This is a genomic window from Streptomyces sp. CAI-85 (assembly GCF_013363615.1).
GTDB classification, from domain to species: Bacteria; Actinomycetota; Actinomycetes; order Streptomycetales; family Streptomycetaceae; genus Streptomyces; species Streptomyces antibioticus_B.
In genome coordinates this window covers 23,326-40,371 of record NZ_JAANNX010000046.1, presented here as the reverse complement: position 1 = coordinate 40,371, position 17,046 = coordinate 23,326, and the positions used below count along the sequence as shown (strand labels likewise).

The 17,046-nt window shown below is 70.6% G+C and carries 14 protein-coding genes and 1 pseudogene; 3 read left to right on the top strand and 12 right to left on the bottom strand.

The genetic code is table 11. The features are described from left to right. Both G6W55_RS29495 and G6W55_RS29490 read right to left on the bottom strand, forming a co-directional pair. The coding region (locus G6W55_RS29495; RefSeq protein WP_175523811.1) for a helix-turn-helix transcriptional regulator at nucleotides 1–277 on the bottom strand (277 nt) is incomplete at its 3' end. A 42-nt stretch (nucleotides 278–319) separates the two neighbouring features. Next, entirely contained in the window at nucleotides 320–1,378 is a 1,059-nt protein-coding gene (locus G6W55_RS29490; RefSeq protein WP_175523810.1) for an NAD(P)/FAD-dependent oxidoreductase, read from the bottom strand. A 110-nt stretch (nucleotides 1,379–1,488) separates the two neighbouring features. Here G6W55_RS29490 and G6W55_RS29485 point away from each other — a divergent pair, with 110 nt between their 5' ends. Beyond that, the gene (locus G6W55_RS29485) at nucleotides 1,489–2,895 is read left to right on the top strand and encodes an NAD(P)-binding domain-containing protein (protein WP_175523809.1); all 1,407 of its coding nucleotides are present in this window, start codon (nucleotides 1,489–1,491) and stop codon (nucleotides 2,893–2,895) included. After that, a complete protein-coding gene (locus tag G6W55_RS29480; RefSeq protein ID WP_175523808.1) occupies nucleotides 2,892–4,187 on the top strand; it encodes an MFS transporter in 1,296 nt (431 codons plus the stop codon). The genes G6W55_RS29485 and G6W55_RS29480 overlap by 4 nt, the downstream gene beginning before the upstream one ends. Here G6W55_RS29480 and G6W55_RS29475 read toward each other — a convergent pair. From G6W55_RS29475 to G6W55_RS29435, 9 genes and pseudogenes are all read right to left on the bottom strand, one after another. Next, nucleotides 4,155–5,426, bottom strand: a complete 1,272-nt coding sequence (locus tag G6W55_RS29475; protein WP_175523807.1) for a hypothetical protein — start codon at nucleotides 5,424–5,426, stop codon at nucleotides 4,155–4,157. The two genes, G6W55_RS29480 and G6W55_RS29475, sit on opposite strands and share 33 nt — an antisense overlap. A 992-nt stretch (nucleotides 5,427–6,418) precedes the next feature. Then, on the bottom strand, nucleotides 6,419–6,742 hold the full coding sequence (locus tag G6W55_RS29470; RefSeq protein WP_030587639.1) for a helix-turn-helix transcriptional regulator: 324 nt from the start codon (nucleotides 6,740–6,742) through the stop codon (nucleotides 6,419–6,421). Further along, nucleotides 6,739–7,860: a site-specific integrase gene (locus tag G6W55_RS29465; RefSeq protein ID WP_309243845.1), complete on the bottom strand. Its 1,122-nt coding sequence runs from the start codon at nucleotides 7,858–7,860 to the stop codon at nucleotides 6,739–6,741. The genes G6W55_RS29470 and G6W55_RS29465 overlap by 4 nt, the downstream gene beginning before the upstream one ends. Before the next feature lie 151 nt (nucleotides 7,861–8,011). Further along, a pseudogene (locus tag G6W55_RS29460) lies at nucleotides 8,012–8,980 on the bottom strand (histidine kinase); the annotation flags it as partial. Nucleotides 8,981–9,064: 84 nt separating this feature from the next. Further along, on the bottom strand, nucleotides 9,065–10,009 hold the full coding sequence (locus G6W55_RS29455; RefSeq protein ID WP_175523805.1) for a sucrase ferredoxin: 945 nt from the start codon (nucleotides 10,007–10,009) through the stop codon (nucleotides 9,065–9,067). 242 nt (nucleotides 10,010–10,251) lie between these two features. Continuing rightward, nucleotides 10,252–10,872, bottom strand: a complete 621-nt coding sequence (locus tag G6W55_RS39025) for a hypothetical protein (protein ID WP_375372483.1) — start codon at nucleotides 10,870–10,872, stop codon at nucleotides 10,252–10,254. 180 nt (nucleotides 10,873–11,052) lie between these two features. Then, a complete protein-coding gene (locus G6W55_RS29445; protein WP_309243844.1) occupies nucleotides 11,053–11,661 on the bottom strand; it encodes a DUF6082 family protein in 609 nt (202 codons plus the stop codon). Between the two features lie 237 nt (nucleotides 11,662–11,898). Further along, complete coding sequence (locus tag G6W55_RS29440; protein ID WP_175523803.1) at nucleotides 11,899–12,138, bottom strand: hypothetical protein; 240 nt, start codon at nucleotides 12,136–12,138, stop codon at nucleotides 11,899–11,901. A gap of 194 nt (nucleotides 12,139–12,332) precedes the next feature. Next, nucleotides 12,333–12,890, bottom strand: a complete 558-nt coding sequence (locus G6W55_RS29435; RefSeq protein WP_175523802.1) for a DUF6082 family protein — start codon at nucleotides 12,888–12,890, stop codon at nucleotides 12,333–12,335. 394 nt (nucleotides 12,891–13,284) lie between these two features. On the opposite strand from G6W55_RS29435, the gene G6W55_RS29430 reads away from it, so the two are divergent. Beyond that, nucleotides 13,285–14,397 carry a GTP-binding protein gene (locus G6W55_RS29430; RefSeq protein WP_309243843.1) on the top strand — a complete coding sequence of 371 codons (1,113 nt, stop codon included), beginning with the start codon at nucleotides 13,285–13,287 and terminating at the stop codon, nucleotides 14,395–14,397. Here the strand turns inward: G6W55_RS29430 and G6W55_RS29425 are convergent. Continuing rightward, on the bottom strand, nucleotides 14,394–16,850 hold the full coding sequence (locus tag G6W55_RS29425) for a DNA topoisomerase (ATP-hydrolyzing) subunit A (RefSeq protein WP_175523801.1): 2,457 nt from the start codon (nucleotides 16,848–16,850) through the stop codon (nucleotides 14,394–14,396). The genes G6W55_RS29430 and G6W55_RS29425 overlap by 4 nt on opposite strands. Between the last annotated feature and the right edge of the window lie 196 nt (nucleotides 16,851–17,046).

The window sequence follows — 17,046 nt, the reverse complement described above, 5'->3', positions numbered from 1 at the left end:
GCAGCCCGGCTTCCTTGAGCTTCTTCAGGTGGTGGGAGACGGTGGGCTGGGAGACGCCGACGTCTGAGATGTCGCACACGCACGCCTCGCCGCCCTCATGGGAGGCCACGGCAGAGAACAGCCGCAGGCGGACCGGGTCACCGAGGGCCTTGAACATCCGCGCGGCGGTCTCGGCCTCGTCGGCGGTCATCGGGCGTTCGGTCAGCGGCGGGCAGCAGGTCGCCACGCCCTGGCCGTCGGCGGGCTCGTGCAGCGGCAGCACCTTCGCATTCGACATGCGTCTATGTTGACACACATCGAACCAGTGCCGAGAGCTCCGTCAGCGGCGCGCGAGATGGGCGGCGAGGCGCCGGGCGACGCGGTCCGCGTCCCGGCCGACGCCGCGCAGCGAGTTCGACGACAGGCTGCGCTGCCATTCCAGCCCGACGAACGCCAGCCCCGGCACAGCGGTGGCGAGGCCCTCGCGGTGCCGGGGGGTTCCCTCGTCGTCCAGGGTGCCGTGGAGAGGGGCGAGGTAGGGCAGGTCGGGGCGGTAGCCAGTGGCGAGCACGATTGCGTCAACCTCCTCCCGCTGTCCGTCCGGCCAGAGGAGCTTGGGCCCGACCGCGCCGGTGAACAGCGCCCGCCGGTCGGGCCGGCCTGCGGCCAGGGCGGCCCGGTAACGGCCGTCGTCGAGAACCGGCTGGGCCGGCGGGCGCGCGAGGAACCGGCCAAGGGGCGCCGTGTCCAGGCCGGTACGGACCGTCCAGAAGTGCAGGTCGCGGCCGAGGATGCGCTGGGCTGCGAACTTCACCGGCCCGCGTGTGGCGAGGGTGACGTGGGCGGTCTCCGCGAGCTCGGCGGCGATCTGCACCGCGGAGTTCCCGGCCCTCACCACAACCACCCGGCGGCCGGAGAAGGGGGCCGGACTGCGGTAGTCGGCGGCATGCAGCACCTGCCCGGTGAACTCCTGAAGGCCCGGCAGAGCGGGCCGGTGCGGGCGCCCGAACGTCCCGGAGGCCGCCACGACGGCTCGCGCGGACAGCCGGCCGCCCTCCAGCTCTGCTGTGAAGCCGTCGCCGGTGCGGCGAACCGCGGTGACGCGGCAGCCCGTGCGGATCTCGGCGTCCAGCCGGTCGGCGTAGGCGGTGAGGTAGGTGACGACCTCGTCGCGGTGCGGGTAGCGGTCGCGGTCAGCGCCGGGGAACGGCATCCCGGGCAGGGAGTTGTACCGGGCGGGCGAGAACAGCGTGAGGCTGTCGTAGTAGTGCGGCCACGACCCGGCCGCGTGGTCGGACGCCTCCAGCACCACCGGCCGCAGCCCGCGGCGCAGCAGCGCGTGGGCGGTGGCGAGGCCGGACTGACCACCGCCGATCACGGCGAAGTCGATGTGCTCCATCAGCGAATCCCCCTGAGTTCGACGAATGTCTATGTTGACGCTCATCAATACAGGTGCCATGCTGGGCCGCGCAAGCCATCGACAGATGTCGAAACACGCAAGGAGTCGCCGTGAACGCGCCCGCCACCACCGAGCTGCCCGTCGTCGTGATCGGAGCCGGACCCGCCGGCCTGGCCGCCGCCGCCCACCTCATCGACCAGGGCATCGAACCCCTGGTCCTGGAAGCCGGCCCGGCCGTCGGCGCCGCGGTGCGCGAGTGGTCTCACGTGCGCCTGTTCTCCACCTGGGGCGAGGTCGTCGACCCCGCCGCCGAGAAGCTCCTCGCCCCCACCGGCTGGATGCGCCCCGACCCCGCCACCTATCCCTCCGGCGGCGACTGGGCCGAGCAGTACCTGCAGCCGCTCGCCGACGTCCTCGGCGAACGCGTCCGCACCGGAGCCACCGTCACCGGCGTCTCCCGGACGGGCAGGGACCGGATCGTGGACACCGACCGCGAGCAGCAGCCGTTCGTCGTGCACGTCGCCCACGCCGACGGCCAGGAGGAGCGTCTCTTCGCCCGCGCCGTCATCGACGCCTCCGGCACCTGGACCACGCCGTCCCCGGCCGGCGGCAGCGGCCTTGCCGCGCTCGGTGAGAAGGCCGCAGCCGACCGGATCACCTACCGCGTCCCGGACCTGAAGGACCCCGCCGTCCGCGGCCGGTATGCGGGCAAGCGCACCGCCGTGATCGGCTCCGGCGCCTCCGCGTTCACCGCTCTCGCCTACCTCGCCGACCTCGCCAAGTCCAACGACGGCGCGGGCACGAAGGGCGTGTGGATCCTGCGCCGGGGCATCTCCGGCTCAACCTTCGGCGGCGGCGAAGCCGACCAGCTCCCCGCCCGCGGCGCCCTGGGCCTGGCAGCCAAGGCCGCCGTCGACAACGGCCACGCGGACGCGGTCACCGGATTCCGCACCGCGGCGATCGAGCGGGCCGACGACGGCCGCCTGGTCCTGGTCGGCGAGGACGGCCGCCGCCTGGACCCCGTCGACGAGGTCATCGTGCTGACCGGCTTCCGCCCCGACCTGTCCTTCCTCGACGAACTCCGCCTCGGCCTCGACGAGCGCCTCCAGGCACCCGTCGCCCTGGCGCCGCTGATCGACCCCAACCAGCACTCCTGCGGCACCGTCTACCCGCACGGCCACCGCGAGCTCTCCCACCCCGAGCAGGGCGTGTATCTGGTCGGGATGAAGTCCTACGGCCGTGCCCCGACGTTCCTGGCGATGACCGGTTACGAGCAGGTCCGCTCCGTGGCCGCCGCGATCGCCGGTGACCTCGAGTCCGCCGACCGCGTGGAACTGACCCTGCCCGAGACCGGAGTCTGCGGCGGCGCCGGCCTCTTCGACGCCCCCGACGCCGCTGAGGCCGACGGTGGTGGCTGCTGCGCGCCCGCTCCGCAGCTCGTCCAGCTCGGAGCCCCCGCCACGGCCGCGGCGACGGCTGGCGAGGAGGCACCGGCAGGCGGCTGCTGCGGCTCGTGACCACCCTGGGCACCCCTCCACACGGGGCCGCGACCGGATCGGGGGACCGGTCGCGGCCCCGCGCAGTTCTGCCCGCCCTGTGCGCCACGCAGATCGTGAGCTGGGGCATCGTCTACTACGCCTTTCCCGTCCTCAACCCCCAGATCACCAGCGAAACCGGCTGGCCGGCCGGGGCGACCACCGCGGCGTTCTCCCTCGGCCTCGTCGTCTCCGCCCTCACCGGGATCCGCGTCGGGCGCATCCTCGACCGGCGAGGCCCCCGCGCCGTCATGACCACAGGGTCTGTGGTCGGCGTGGTCAGCCTGCTGATCGTGGCCGCGGCCCCGAACATCCCGGTCTTCATTGCCGGTTGGACGCTGGCCGGCCTCGCCATGGCAGCCACCTTCTACCAGCCGGCGTTCGCTGCTCTGACCCGCTGGTGGGCCCCCGACCACATCCGGGCCCTGACGATCGTCACCCTCGCCGGCGGGCTCGCCTCCACCGCCTTCGCACCCCTGACCGCAGCCCTCGCCGACCACCTGTCCTGGCGCCACACCTACCTCGTGCTCGCCGCCATCCTCGCCGCCGTCACCATCCCCGCCCACGCCCTGGCCCTGCGCGCCCCCTGGCCCAACCCCGCAACCGCCCCGGCACGCACGGGCACAAGCGCAGGTGCTGCCGGGGTCGTGCGCAGCCGACCCTTCCTCCTGCTCGCCACTGCCTTCACCCTCTCGGCCTTCGCGATGTACGCCGTGGTCGTCGCCCTCGTCCCCCTCCTGCTGGAACGCGGGTACACCACCAGCCAGGCGGCCTGGGCCCTCGGCATCGGTGGCGCCGGACAGACCCTCGGCCGCACCCTGTACGCAGCCCTCGCCCGCCGCACCGCCGCCACCGCCCGCACCACGATCCTGATTGCCCTCGGCGGCCTGACCACCGCCGCCTTCGCCGCCGTCCCCGGCCCGTACGCCCTGCTCATCGCCGTGTCGGTCGTGGCTGGCATGGTCCGCGGCAACCTCACTCTGCTACAGGCGACCGCCATCACCGACCGCTGGGGCGCCACCCACTACGGACGCCTCTCCGGGGTCCTCGCCGCACCGGCAACCACAGCCGCAGCCCTCGCCCCCTTCGCGGGCGCCGCCCTCGCCACACCCCTGGGCGGCTACGGACCGCTCTTCCTCCTCCTCGCCTCCGTCTCGGTGGCCGCCGCCCTCACCGCGCCATGGACAGGCATCCCCCGAACGTTGCTGAGGGACTCTCGCAAACGGTCCGTGAAGCGGCGCTCAGTCCCGGTCTTCCGTAGAACGAGCCGCTAGGTAGCTGTTCCAGTCGCGGGCGGCTCTCCGGGTCCACTGCAGGGCTGCGCTGATGCTGATGCCGAGGGTGTCGCTGAGCACTGACGCGGGCAGGTCTGCGGCCAGTGCGAGCAGAGCGGTGTTCCGGCTGGGGCGGGCGGGCAAGCCGTGCAGACGCATCTTGCGCGCGAGTGCGGGGGCTGAGTGGTGGGTCCCAGCGGCGTAGCCGGGGATGAGCCAGCTGGGGCGCGGCGTGATACGACCTACCGCCGAGATCGGCTCGGTGTGGTCGGCCTGACGCTGCAGCAGCTGGTGGACAGCGGGGGGCAGCGCCACGGGATGCTCGCCTATGCGCAGGTGAGGCGGGCTGCCGCCTGTGAGGTCGGAACGCGTGAGAGCAACGATTCGCGTGATCGGCATTCCGTACAGCAGCATGAGGGCCCCGGTCACCCGCACATCCAGGGGCAGCGCCTCGTCATGCAGGCAGCGTCGCAGGTGCGTCCAGTGCTCGGACTCGCTCCACCAGCAGTGGGGTTCATCGCGGGGGCGGTCGCTGATCTCAAGATTCCCGGTGAGACGACGCTCGTGGGCCCAGCGCAGGAACAGCCGGACATGTCGGCGATCCCGGTGCTCAGACAGCCACGTGTCGATGTCACCTTGAGTCAGGTCGGCGAGCGGTATGTCGTGGGTGTCCAGCCAGGTGAGAAACGCGGCAGTGCAGCGAATGGCGCTGCGTACCGCTGCCGCGCTGGCCGGCGTGAAGCGACCTCGTGCCGCCCGTCGCCGGGCCCGTCGCAAGAGGGCCCATTCTGCGTAGATGTGCAGGGTGCGGCGGTGTTGCGCGGGGAGCGGCGTGAGCGTGCGCTCCAGCCAGGGCTGCAAGCCTGCCAGGGACTCATTGCGTGGCGGAAGGACACCGAGGTGGACGAGGGTGGCACGCAGCGACGCCGCCCCCTGTCCGGGGTCGGCCGAGTCAAGCGTCTTGTGGGTGAGCGGGAGATCGTCGGCGACCAGGCGACGCAGGCATGCGGCTCCACCGCGTGGCTTGTCCAGCCAGACCAGGATCGAACGCGCTCTGGGGACGCGCACCAACGCCCCAAGCAGCGGCCGGACTTCTGCGGGGACTTCGCCGCGGCTGCTGAGGAATTCGGTGGCGAGGCGGTCACGCAACACGCAGCGGGCGCAGCGGGTACCACGTTCGGTTTCCCGGCCCGAACCGCAGGTCGAGCACAGATAGGCGTTGGTGGCGCCGGAGCACACTCCGCACGTACCCCGTCCACCCGGGCCCGGACCGATCAAGGGCCGAGTGCGACCGCACGTGGCGCACGGACGCGGGTGCGCGCGGATGTAGCCGTAGCAGGAAGCGCATACGCCTCCTAACGGCCATCGAGCCCGGCGCCGCTTGTGCTGCCCGCACCGCGTGCAGGGAACGACAGGGTGCGACCGGCAGGAACTGCAGCGCGGCACTCCCGCCCGAAGACCAGTACAGGGCCGTAACCTTCGGCAGTCGATGCACACGGCCATTGGCCCCTTGGCACAGGACCGGCAAAGTTCAGGAGCACCGTTGCGTGCCCTGACGTGGATGACGGTTGTCCTGCCGCACAGTCCGCACTCCCGCGGCAGACGGTGAGCGCGGTAGCAACTGTCACACAAGGGGCCGGTCTCAAGTCGTCGTGCCACCAGACCCGTTCGTCCGCAGGAACTGCAGCATTCAGCAGGGCGGTGTGCGCAGGCCGCGCACACCGGCCGACCGCCAGGCAGACGGCGGTTGACGCGCGCCCGGCGTTCGCAGACGCTGCACTCTTCGTGCCGCGACGGGTCCGCAGCGACGCAACTGCTGCACAACGGCCCCTCCGGCAGCGCCGCAGCCACGACGCGCACGACATCGCAGCGGACACAGACCCTCATTCGGCCTGCGGCAGCACAGCTGGAACAGACGCGTCCCTGCGGACTCCGCTCCGGCAATCGGCGCTGCTTGCCGCACCGTGCGCATGCCGGAACAGTCACCTGGTGCCCGGCCGCGTGCAGGTGACGCAGAAGCCGGTGTAGAGAAGGGGGCATATCCGCGTCACCCGAACTCAAGGCGTCGGGATGCTGACGCAGATGGTCATCCAAGCGGTGGAGGCCGATGTGGCGGTGCGCATTGACGGCGACCAGTGCCTGCTCGGCTTCCTCCACAGCGAGTTCGGGCACCGCCCGCGTCAGATGCGCGACAACGCGGGCACGGACCACGGCTGGCGGCTCTGGCCGGCTCATGTCGAATCGGGGCGTCGGATAGTGCTGCGCCGCACTGGCGGTGGTGGTGTCGGCGTACCTTCCGCGGTCTTGCGGACCTGCGCGTTTGCGACCTCTACTTCGATCAGATCGTTAGGGGTGCAGCCGAGGATGTCGCACAGCGCGGCCAGCGTGTCCATGGACAGCCGCTGCGGAGGCTGTGTCACCAGCCGGTACACCTGCTCGCGGGACAGGTGGATGCCGCGTTCAGCCAGCAGCGGCACAAGATCCGTGGTCTGGAACAGTCCGTGCTCGGCCATCCTCAGCCTCAGCCCCCAGACGATTCCCATCTTCTTGATCACAGAGCAGGCTCCCACAGTTCAGGGTGACGATCACGCAGCGACTGCGTCAGCAGACGATTGCGGAACTCCAACGACACACCGGTGTAAATGGCCGTCGTCGATGCATACCGATGACCGACCTGGTCCTGGACGAACCGCTCCGGGTATCCGAACTCGATCAGGTGCGTGATGTAGGAGTGCCGCAGACAGTGGAGGTCCAACGCCTCGTCCAGGCCCGCCGCTTCGCGAACCGAAGCGAAGACATCATCCATGCGCCGGCACGACATCCGACCGCGGCGCTCGGTCACCCACCACGCCGGGTGAGCCCCGGGCGAGAACAGCGGCCGCACTTCGTCCACCCACTGCTGCAAGACGGGGACGACCCAATCCATCTCCGGCACCAACAGAACGGTTCGCCGCTTCGGCGGTCCGCCGCGCGACGACTTCCCCCACCGCACCTGCACAACGCCCACCTGCCCCAGGGCCGGCATTTTCGGGTTCCTGCGCAGGTCTGCGAGATCCAAGCCCCACGCCTCCCGCCGACGCAGCCCGAAGGCGTAGAACATCTTCAACAGCGCGGCATCGCGCTGAGCCGCGAGAGCCCCCTTCCGCCGCCGGGCCCGGACGGACTCCACCAGCCCGTCAGCCGCATCAAAGAGCGCCTGCACTTCGTCGTAGGTGAAAGGGCGTCGCTCTGGTGACCCCTCGTACTCATTCGCGTGCGTGATCGTGTTCCACTCGCCGAGCACCTGCTGCGGTGCCTGACCGAACCGCTCCGTGCACACGGCCGCCCACCCGTATCGAGGGTCGGTCGCGAAGCCCAAGAACAGCTGCAAGTTGGTCAGGTGGCCCCGTGCCGTGGACACCTTGATCGGCCGGCTACCTGAACGCAGGCCGTCGATGAACGCCTCGATCTCGGCAGCACTCCACTGCCAGGGATACTGCCCAGAGAACCGAGACGCCCGGCGTACCAGGGCCAGCCGCCGGTCGATCGTCTCCTTCTTCAAAAAACGCACGCGTTGCTGCCGCGCCCATCCCTCCAGCATCGCCTCGAAGATCTGAGGCTCGGGATCGAACGGCACCACGTTGTCGACGAGGACCATACGCGCCGAGCCAGGCAGGTTGACTCTCTCTTCCACGTGTTGCATTCAATACAACATCGAGGCATCTTGGTGCGGCTTTCCAAGAAGAGCCAGCTCGGCATAGCTAGAGTCGCTTCTGGACCATCGCCTTCAGCTGACGGTTAGTCCGGTTCTCCGAACTTCGGCACTTGCATCGGATGCATCTCGGCTCGAATTCGGTGCGGTCGCGCAGGGTGGCGACAGCGCCGCCGTCGTCGGTGGGCATGCGGTTGGCGACCAGGACGCGCTGTCCGCGTACGGCGATCAGGTCGGTGCCGGTCACCCGGCCGGCCAGGACGTCGGCCGTGCGGCCCGCGCCGAGCGCCTCGTCGGGCGAGCGGCCCAGGGCCTCGTCGCCGAGGTCCAGCAGGCGCCGGGCCTCGTCGTTGAGCAGACGGACACGGCCGGTGCGGTCCAGGGCGACGACGCCCTCCCGGATGCCGTGCAGCATCGCCTCGCGCTCCGCGAGCAGCGCCGATATGTCGGAGAAGGCCAGGTCACGGGTCTGCCGCTGGACCCGGCGGGAGATCAGCCAGGCGGCCAGGGCACCGACCGCGAGGGCGCCGCCGGCGTAGGCGAACAGACCTGGGATCGCGTGGATCAGCCGCGCGCGGACACTGTCGTACTCGATGCCGACCGAGACGGCCCCGACGATCGTGCCGTCGCTGTCGCGCAGGGGCACCTTGCCGCGGGCCGAGCGGCCCAGGGTGCCGTCGTCGATCTCCATGACGTCCTCGCCGGCCAGGGCCTGGCTGGGGTCCGTCGAGACATGGCCGCCGACCTGGCCCGGGTCGGGGTGCGACCAGCGGGTGCCGTGGACGTCCATCACGACGACGTACTCGGCGCCGCTGGCCTCGCGGATCCGCTCCGCCTCCCGCTGCACCGGCCCGTCGACGGCGGGCGAGGTGTCCTGGAGTTCCCCGGCGAGCCCCGGCATCGCCGCCGTGGTCTGCGCGATGGCGAGCGCGCGGCGCATCGCCTGGTCGTCGAGCTGATCACCCAGCGGGGCCAGGAACAGCCCGGTCGCCAGCACCGCGACACCCGCCGCGATCGCCAACTGCATCAGCAGCACCTGCGAGAACATGCGCCGGGGCATGCCCAGGCGGAGGGGGCGGCGGTTGGGCGTGGGCGGACTCATGCCCCAGACGGTACGTGGGCGGGCGGCGGGGTCGTAGGGGTGCGGCCCTCTCGGCCGCCCTCAGCCACCTCGGGCCCCTCCTCTCTACGCCGCCCCGGCCCCCGCCGTACTCAGCTCCTGCACCCCGACCACGTCCATCCGGGCCGGCGCGCCGAGCACCGACGCGCCGCAGCTCTCCTCGCGGGGCGGCTGGGAGGCCGTCTGGGCCACGGTGACACGCCAGTGGCGGCCGTCGGTGTGCGCGACGGTCACCTCCCAGCGCGGTGCGCCGCCATGCGTGGCGACGACCGTCAGCGCTTCCGCCGCGTCCTCGCCGATCACGCTCCGGACGGCCAGTTCCGCCGCCTGGCCGGGCCGTTCCCAGGCCGAGCTGCCCCGGCATCCGTCGAGGACGATCCGGCCGTCCTGGACGCCGTGCAGGACTTCCTTGACCGTGTGGGCCTCGGCGCGGCCGTACGCGTATCCGTACGGCAGGACGAGCAGGGTGGGGGAGAAGCGGTGGCCGCCCAGATGGGTGACCTCCCAGACGCCCTCCACACCCGACGCGGCCAGTTCGGCGGCGAGGGGGCGGCCGAGGAGCGCGCAGCACCGGTCGCGCTTGCCGTTGGTGCAGACGAGGGCCAGCGGGTCGCCGGTGTGCGGGCCGCCCCGCAGCGCGGTGTCGAAGGTGCGGTGGTCGCCCCGGCCGAGGGCGGCGAAGTCCAGGTCGAGCAGCCGGCCCGGGTCGTGGGTCCAGGCGCTGCGCAGCCAGACCCGTCCCGGGACGGTGTGCGCGGCGTACACCTGGCGCAGCGGCGGGGTGCCGAAGTCCGCGTGGCGTCCGGGACGTCTGATGAGCGCGACGCGCACGCCCGTGCCCTGGGCGGCCGTTTCCAGGGCGCGGCCCAGGACGGGGTCCAGGTGGCTCTGCACCAGCGCTTTCGCACCCCAGGGGCCCGGCTGTTCCAGGAGGAGCCAGGTCGATGCCGTGGCCGCGGTTCCGGACAGGGGCTCGTCGAGGTCCCGCGAGACGGTCGCGCACGTACTCACAGAGGTGAGCCTAACCTGACTTGACGCGGAGCGACTTCCGAGTCATGTCTACGACGCCGTGTGCTCGGCGTCGCGTTGATCACTCGGGGAGTGTCGCGCCGCTCACTCGGCGAGGGCGGGGCGGCTTCGGCCCCAGGTAGTGGCCGGTCCCCGTACTCATCCCGAGTGTGGGCGGTCCAGCCCGCCGTTCGGGCGACGGCGAAGATCGTCTCGTCGGGCGGGGGACATGCCGCTGGAGGCGGTCAGGACGGCGAGCGCGAGGTCTGGCGGGTGGTGGTGGCCACGATGTCGTGGGCCGCCTCGGGAATGTCGGCCAGGAGGGTGAACGGGGCACGCGCGCGTGGATCCTTGCCGGTGTAGAGCCCCAGCCGCGGGACACGGTGTCCGGCCCGCAGTTCCCCGGCGATCACCGGGGTGGCGTGACCGGCGTCGAGCACGCCGAGGAGCAGACGGCGGGCGCCTCCGCCGGCCGCGCCGCACACCGCGCGTGTGGAGGCGGTGAGATGTAGTCGCCGAGCAGACCGAGCGCCGTGCCCAGGGCCTGGAGCTGGGGAGGGCGGCGCACTCGCTGAGCCGGGCTCACAGACGTCCGGCGGGCCTTTGGGCTCCTTCGTCGACAGGGCGGCGACGAGACCGAACCGCAGCAGACCGGCCACCGCGGCGGCGATGGCGGACACCTTCACCCGGTCGACGGGGCTGCTGTGACCGGCCAGCGCCTCGACCGCGAGCCGGGCGGCCAGCTCGGTCGCGTCGGTGCTGCGGAAGTAGTACTGGTTCTGGTCGATGAGGGTGAGACGGGTGCATACGGCCAGGTCGGCGTCCCAGCTCTCCTTCCGCCGACCGCGGCACGCGAGCGCCTCCACCCCCCGGGCGTCCAGCGTACGGCCCCGCCCACCGGGCGCCCGCCGGCTGCTGAGCCCGCCGCCCACGGCTGACGTACGCGTACACGGTCGCGGCTTCACCCGGAGCACCTCGGCGGCCCCTTGGTCCTGGTTCACGGCGTGGGGCGCGGCCCTCGCCAGGGGCCTAATGGCCTGGGCGCGTCAGTGCGCGCTGCCGGGCGGGCCCGCCGCCGACAATTCCGACAGCGCTTGCTCGAAGAGGCGGAAGACGCGTGCCTCCGCGCTGTCCGGTGGCAGGTTCACCTTGCTCGGACGAGTCGCCTCCCAGTAGCGCTGGAACGCGGGACTCCGCAGCAGGCTGTTCGCATAGCGCAGGAGTTCACCCTCGGTGACCCCGCCCCAGCTGTACACCAGGACGTAGTGACTGAAGGTGAGATTGGCGAAGAGGCTTTGGCGCAACTCCTGCGGTGAATCCGCCGGTACGTCGTTCCATACTTCCGCGAGGGCGGGCTCGGCCATGGCTATCTGGGTCAGTTGGACGTGCAGTCCGCGCAGATCCGCCTCGGCGCTCCTACGGAGTTCCTCGCGCGATGCCGTCAATTCCTGGCGCTGGAGAATGAGATCCTCGCGCTGCATACGCAACTCGCGCTTCTGGAAGAGCAGGGTGGCGATCAGCAGGATGAGTGCCAGGCCTGAGAAGAGTGCGCTCACGCCTCCAAAGTAATCGCCGACGGCGCTACGTTCGGTTGCCGCCTTTCTGCCGCCTTCCGCCCATTCGGCTCCATCGATCAACCAGCCTCCGACTGCCACGGATATGACGCCGGCCAGAGCGATGCCGAGTGAGGTGAGGAGTCAGGCCGCGCAGAACTTGGCGGTCGAGTACCAGGACGGAACAGAGGGCATGCTGCGCTCCTTGGCAATGGTGTGTGCGACCTGGAAATCGGGAACGGGCCCGACAGCGCGATACCGCGGTGCCGGGCCCGCCGGATGGTGCGGTGGAGCTCTGTGCCGACGGGGGGAGCCTGTGTCCCTGCGCGGCGTTTTCTCTTACATATCTGGGATGTCTGCTTTTGCCTTGATCAGGGTGTCCCTGCTGATGACCACGATGCGCTCGTAGTCGGCCCGGGCGGCGTCCTTCGGGAGCTGCGAGTCGAGTGAGTCGGTCATGTCGGTCCCGATGACGGCGAAATTTCCGTCTTTCAGCTCAAAAATGTCCGGGCAAGTGGCGCTGGACGTGCTGCCTCGCTCGCTCGGCGGGACTCCGAGGCGGCGGATGATCTGACTCACTGTGCGATTGTCCTTTGATCTCAAGGCGTGAGTGCCTGCGCACTGCTGCGGCGCGGTCCGTTCGGCGGCCCTGTAGGGCATGCCTCAACCACCGGGCGGCGGAAGTGACGGTCTCTCGTGGCGGTCGAAATCTTGCGCGGTTGCGCAGCAGTCAACCACTGGCATCTGAGAGAACGGGTAACTTTATTGATCCGTTACGGGTGGTCTGGTGGTTCTCCCACCACCCACCACTCCTCGGTGTCCGCGTCTTCCAGTTGCCGCAGAAGGTCGTCGACAAGCAGCCCGAGTTCTGCCTCGTCCGTGTCGGTGATGCTGGCGCGTTGATGCCTCGTGGCGTACCAGTACTCTCTGACGATCGGGCTCTGGAAGATGCCTCGAACATGCTTGAAGAACTCTTCGTGACTCAGATTGCCGATCCGATAGTAGAAAAGCAGGTTGGTGTACAAGGCATTGGCGAAGATGTATTGGCGCCGCTGCTTCGAATTCACGGGAACCTCGTAGAGGTCGAGGACTTCGGCGAGTTCGGGGTCGTCTATCGCCTTGCTCAGGAGTTCCCAGTGCAGACGCTGTTGGCTGGCCAGATTGCTGTCCCGCTGGGAGCGCGCGGTGTCTTCCAGTCGCTCAAGGCGTGCTTGGAGAGCCGTGAGCGACTGGCGTCGTACTGCCAGGGCCAGGAGTGCACCTCCTGCCATGCCCAGCCCGGCTGTGACGGTGCATTCCAATCGACGCTTCCACGCTTTTTCTGTGGCCATGTCAACAACCCCCGAATCAGGCGGCCCTGCGCCGGTCGGCGGGATGCGGGTGGGCGGGCCGGGGCCGGCGAGCTGTGGGCGGCGCGTGCCGTCTCCCAGGGTGCCGAGCGGCTCTGATCGGCGGGGGAGGCGGAGAGGAGGCGCACGGAGGGAAGCGAGGGTCGCACGCACCAGCGCCTTGCCTGACGTCTGCCCCGCGCGCGCTGCCGACAATCGTTCACCTGGGAGGCTTTCCCCCGGCTCGTATCCTGGGCCCGCATTCCGTTTCCGAACGCGCGCCGGAGCCGTGAGCCGGTGCACGCGCGGGTGTCAGAGAGGTCGCACGGTGTCACAGCAGAGCCTTGGTCCGCAGCAGGTCCCGGTGTCGCACGGTTCCGGCCCGGAGGAAGGCACGGTGTCGCACGGTCCCGGCCCGGAGGAGGCCGCGGTGTCGCACGGTCCCGGTCCCCGGCAGATCCCGGTCGTCGTGCTCGCCGGATTCCTCGGTTCCGGCAAGACGACCCTGCTCAACCATCTCCTGCACCGCAGCGGCGGCAGCAGGATCGGTGCGATCGTCAACGACTTCGGGGCCATCGAGATCGACGCCATGGCCGTGGCCGGCGCGCTCGGCGACTCCACCGTCTCCCTCGGCAACGGCTGCCTGTGCTGTGCCGTCGACGCGAGCGAACTCGACGTCTACCTGGAGCGGCTCGCCCGCCCCGAGACCGGCATCGACGTGATCGTCATCGAGGCCAGCGGTCTCGCCGAACCCCAGGAACTCGTACGGATGCTGCTCGCCAGCGAGCACCCGGGGATCGTCTACGGCGGACTCGTCGAGGTCGTCGACGCCGCCGAGTTCGACGCGACCCGGGCGAAGCACCCCGAGATCGACCGGCATCTCGCGCTCGCCGACCTCGTCGTCGTGAACAAGCTCGACCGGGTCGCCGACGACTCCGGCGCCGAGCGGGTCCTCGGGGCCGTCCGGGCGCTCGCCGACCGGGCCGCCGTCGTAGCGGCCACCTACGGCCGGATCGACCCGGAGTTCCTTTTCGACTGCCGGCCGAGCGAGGAGCGCATCGGGCAACTGTCCTTCGACGACCTGCATCGGCCGGACGGCGCGCACGACGGCCATCTGCACGCCGCCTACGACAGCGCCTCCTTCGTCTCCGCCGTCCCCCTCGACCCGCGTCGGCTGATGCGGTTCCTCGACAGCAGGCCGGAGGGGCTCTACCGGATCAAGGGGTACGTCGACTTCGGCGCGCACGACACCGGGAACCGGTACGCGGTGCACGCCGTCGGCCGCTTCCTGCGCTTCTATCCGGAGCCCTGGAACGGCGCGGCCGGGGAGGGCCGTCTCACGCAGCTCGTTCTCATCGGCGCCGGCATCGACGCGCCCGCGCTCGTCCGGGAACTGGACGCCTGTGTGAGCGACGCCCCGCACACCGCCGACGAGCACGGTATGTGGGGCGTCCTCCGCTTCGTACAGGAGCAGGAGCACTTCGAGCAGGATCAGGAGCCCGTGGCTTAGAGCGGCCCCGCCACCACGCCCACCGTCTTCCCCAGCGACACGCCCGAGCCGTCACGGCGCGGGTCCGCCTCCGGGAGGTCGACGGGCAGGCCGTTCTTCTGGGCCGCCTTCGCCGGGACGGCGCCCGCCCAGGCGAAGGACAGGCAGTCCTCGCCCTTCAGGAACCGCTGGCAGCGCACCCCGCCGGTGGCCCGGCCCTTGCGCGGGTACTGGTCGAACGGGGTCAGCTTGGCCGTCGTCTGCACGGAGTCGTCCAGGGTGCCGCGCGAGCCCGCCACCGTGAAGACCACCGCGTCCGCCGCCGGGTCCACCGCGGTGAACGAGATCACCTTCGCGCCCTCGGTGAGCTTGATGCCCGCCATACCGCCCGCCGGGCGGCCCTGCGGCCGGACCTGCGCGGCTTGGTAGCGCAGGAGCTGGGCGTCGTCGGTGATGAAGACCAGGTCCTCCTCGCCGGTGCGCAGCTCGACCGCGCCCACGATCCGGTCGCCCTCCTTGAGGGTGACGACCTCCAGCTCCTCCTTGTTGGTCGGGTAGTCCGGCACCACCCGCTTGACCACGCCCTGTTCGGTGCCGAGGGCGAGGCCCGGCGAGGACTCGTCCAGCGTGATCAGGCAGACCAGCGTCTCGTCGCCCTCCAGGGAGACGAACTCCGTCAGCGGGGCGCCGCCGGACAGATTGGGCGCCGAGGCGGTGTCCGGGAGCTGCGGCAGGTCCACGACGTTGATCCGCAGCAACCGTCCCGCAGAGGTGACCGCGCCGATCTCCCCGCGCGCGGTGGCCGGCACCGCCGAGACGATCACGTCGTGCTTGGTCCGCTTGGCGTTCTCGTCCGCCGTGAACGGGTCGCCGTTCGCCGTGCGGGCCAGCAGACCCGTGGAGGACAGCAGGACCCGGCAGGGGTCGTCCGCGACCTGGAGCGGCACCGCGGAGGCGGTGCTGCCCGAGGACTCCATCAGGACCGTACGGCGCTCGGTGCCGAACTTCTTGGCCACCGCGGCCAGTTCGGCGGAGACCAGCTTGCGCAGCTCGGCGTCCGACTCCAGGATGCGGGTCAGTTCGGCGATCTCCGCGTTGAGGCGCTCCTTCTCCGACTCCAGCTCGATGCGGTCGAACTTGGTGAGCCGGCGCAGCGGTGTGTCCAGGATGTACTGGGTCTGGACGTCCGACAGCGAGAAGCGCTCGATCAGGCGCTCCTTGGCCTGCGCGCTGTTCTCGCTGGAGCGGATCAGCCGGATGACCTCGTCGATGTCGACGAGCGCCGTCAGCAGGCCCTCCACCAGGTGCAGACGGTCACGGCGCTTGCCGCGGCGGAACTCGCTGCGCCGGCGGACCACGTTGAACCGGTGGTCGAGGTAGACCTCCAGCAGCTCCTTCAGGCCCAGCGTGAGCGGCTGGCCGTCCACCAGCGCCACGTTGTTGATGCCGAAGGACTCCTCCATGGGGGTCAGCTTGTAGAGCTGCTCCAGGACGGCCTCGGGCACGAAACCGTTCTTGATCTCGATGACCAGGCGCAGGCCGTGCGCGCGGTCGGTGAGGTCCTTGACGTCGGCGATGCCCTGGATCTTCTTCGCGCCGACCAGGTCCTTGATCTTGGCGATGACCTTCTCGGGGCCGACGGTGAACGGCAGTTCGGTGATCACCAGGCCCTTGCGGCGGGCGGTCACGGTCTCCACGGACACCGTGGCGCGGATCTTGAAGGTGCCGCGGCCGGACTCGTACGCGTCCCGGATGCCGGAGAGGCCGACGACGCGGCCGCCGGTGGGCAGGTCGGGGCCCGGGACGAACTTCATCAGCGCGTCCAGATCCGCGTTCGGGTGGCGGATCAGATGGCGGGCGGCCGCGATCACCTCGCCCAGGTTGTGCGGCGGCATGTTGGTGGCCATGCCGACCGCGATCCCGGACGCGCCGTTGACCAGCAGGTTCGGGAAGGCGGCGGGCAGCGCGACCGGCTCCCGCTCCTGGCCGTCGTAGTTGGGGGCGAAGTCGACCGTGTCCTCGTCGATCGACTCCGTCATCAGGCTCGTCGCCTCGGCCTGACGGCACTCGGTGTACCGCATGGCGGCGGGCGGGTCGTCGTTGCCGAGCGAGCCGAAGTTGCCGTGGCCGTCGACCAGCGGCACGCGCATGGAGAAGGGCTGGGCCATCCGCACCAGGGCGTCGTAGATCGACGCGTCGCCGTGCGGATGCAGCTTGCCCATCACCTCGCCGACCACGCGCGCGCACTTCACATAGCCGCGGTCGGGGCGCAGGCCCATCTCGTTCATCTGGTAGACGATGCGGCGGTGCACCGGCTTGAGGCCGTCACGGGCGTCCGGCAGGGCGCGGGAGTAGATGACCGAGTACGCGTACTCGAGGAAGGAGCCCTGCATCTCGTCGACGACGTCGATGTCGAGGATCCGCTCCTCGTACGAGTCGTCGGGCGGCGGGGTCTTCGTGCTGCGGCGGGCCATCGCTGCCGGCTCCTTGCTGGGGCGTGTGACGGGATCTGACGCGGACCATTGTGGACCGTGGCACTGACAGGGCGGGCCAGGACCCGGTGCGCACGGAGGGACGCCGTGCCGGGCCCCGCCACGCAAGTCACCGCACCTGCCACGGTTGCCCGCAGGCTACGCCATCCCACGGACCACCCCTTTCCTGAGCTGGCCC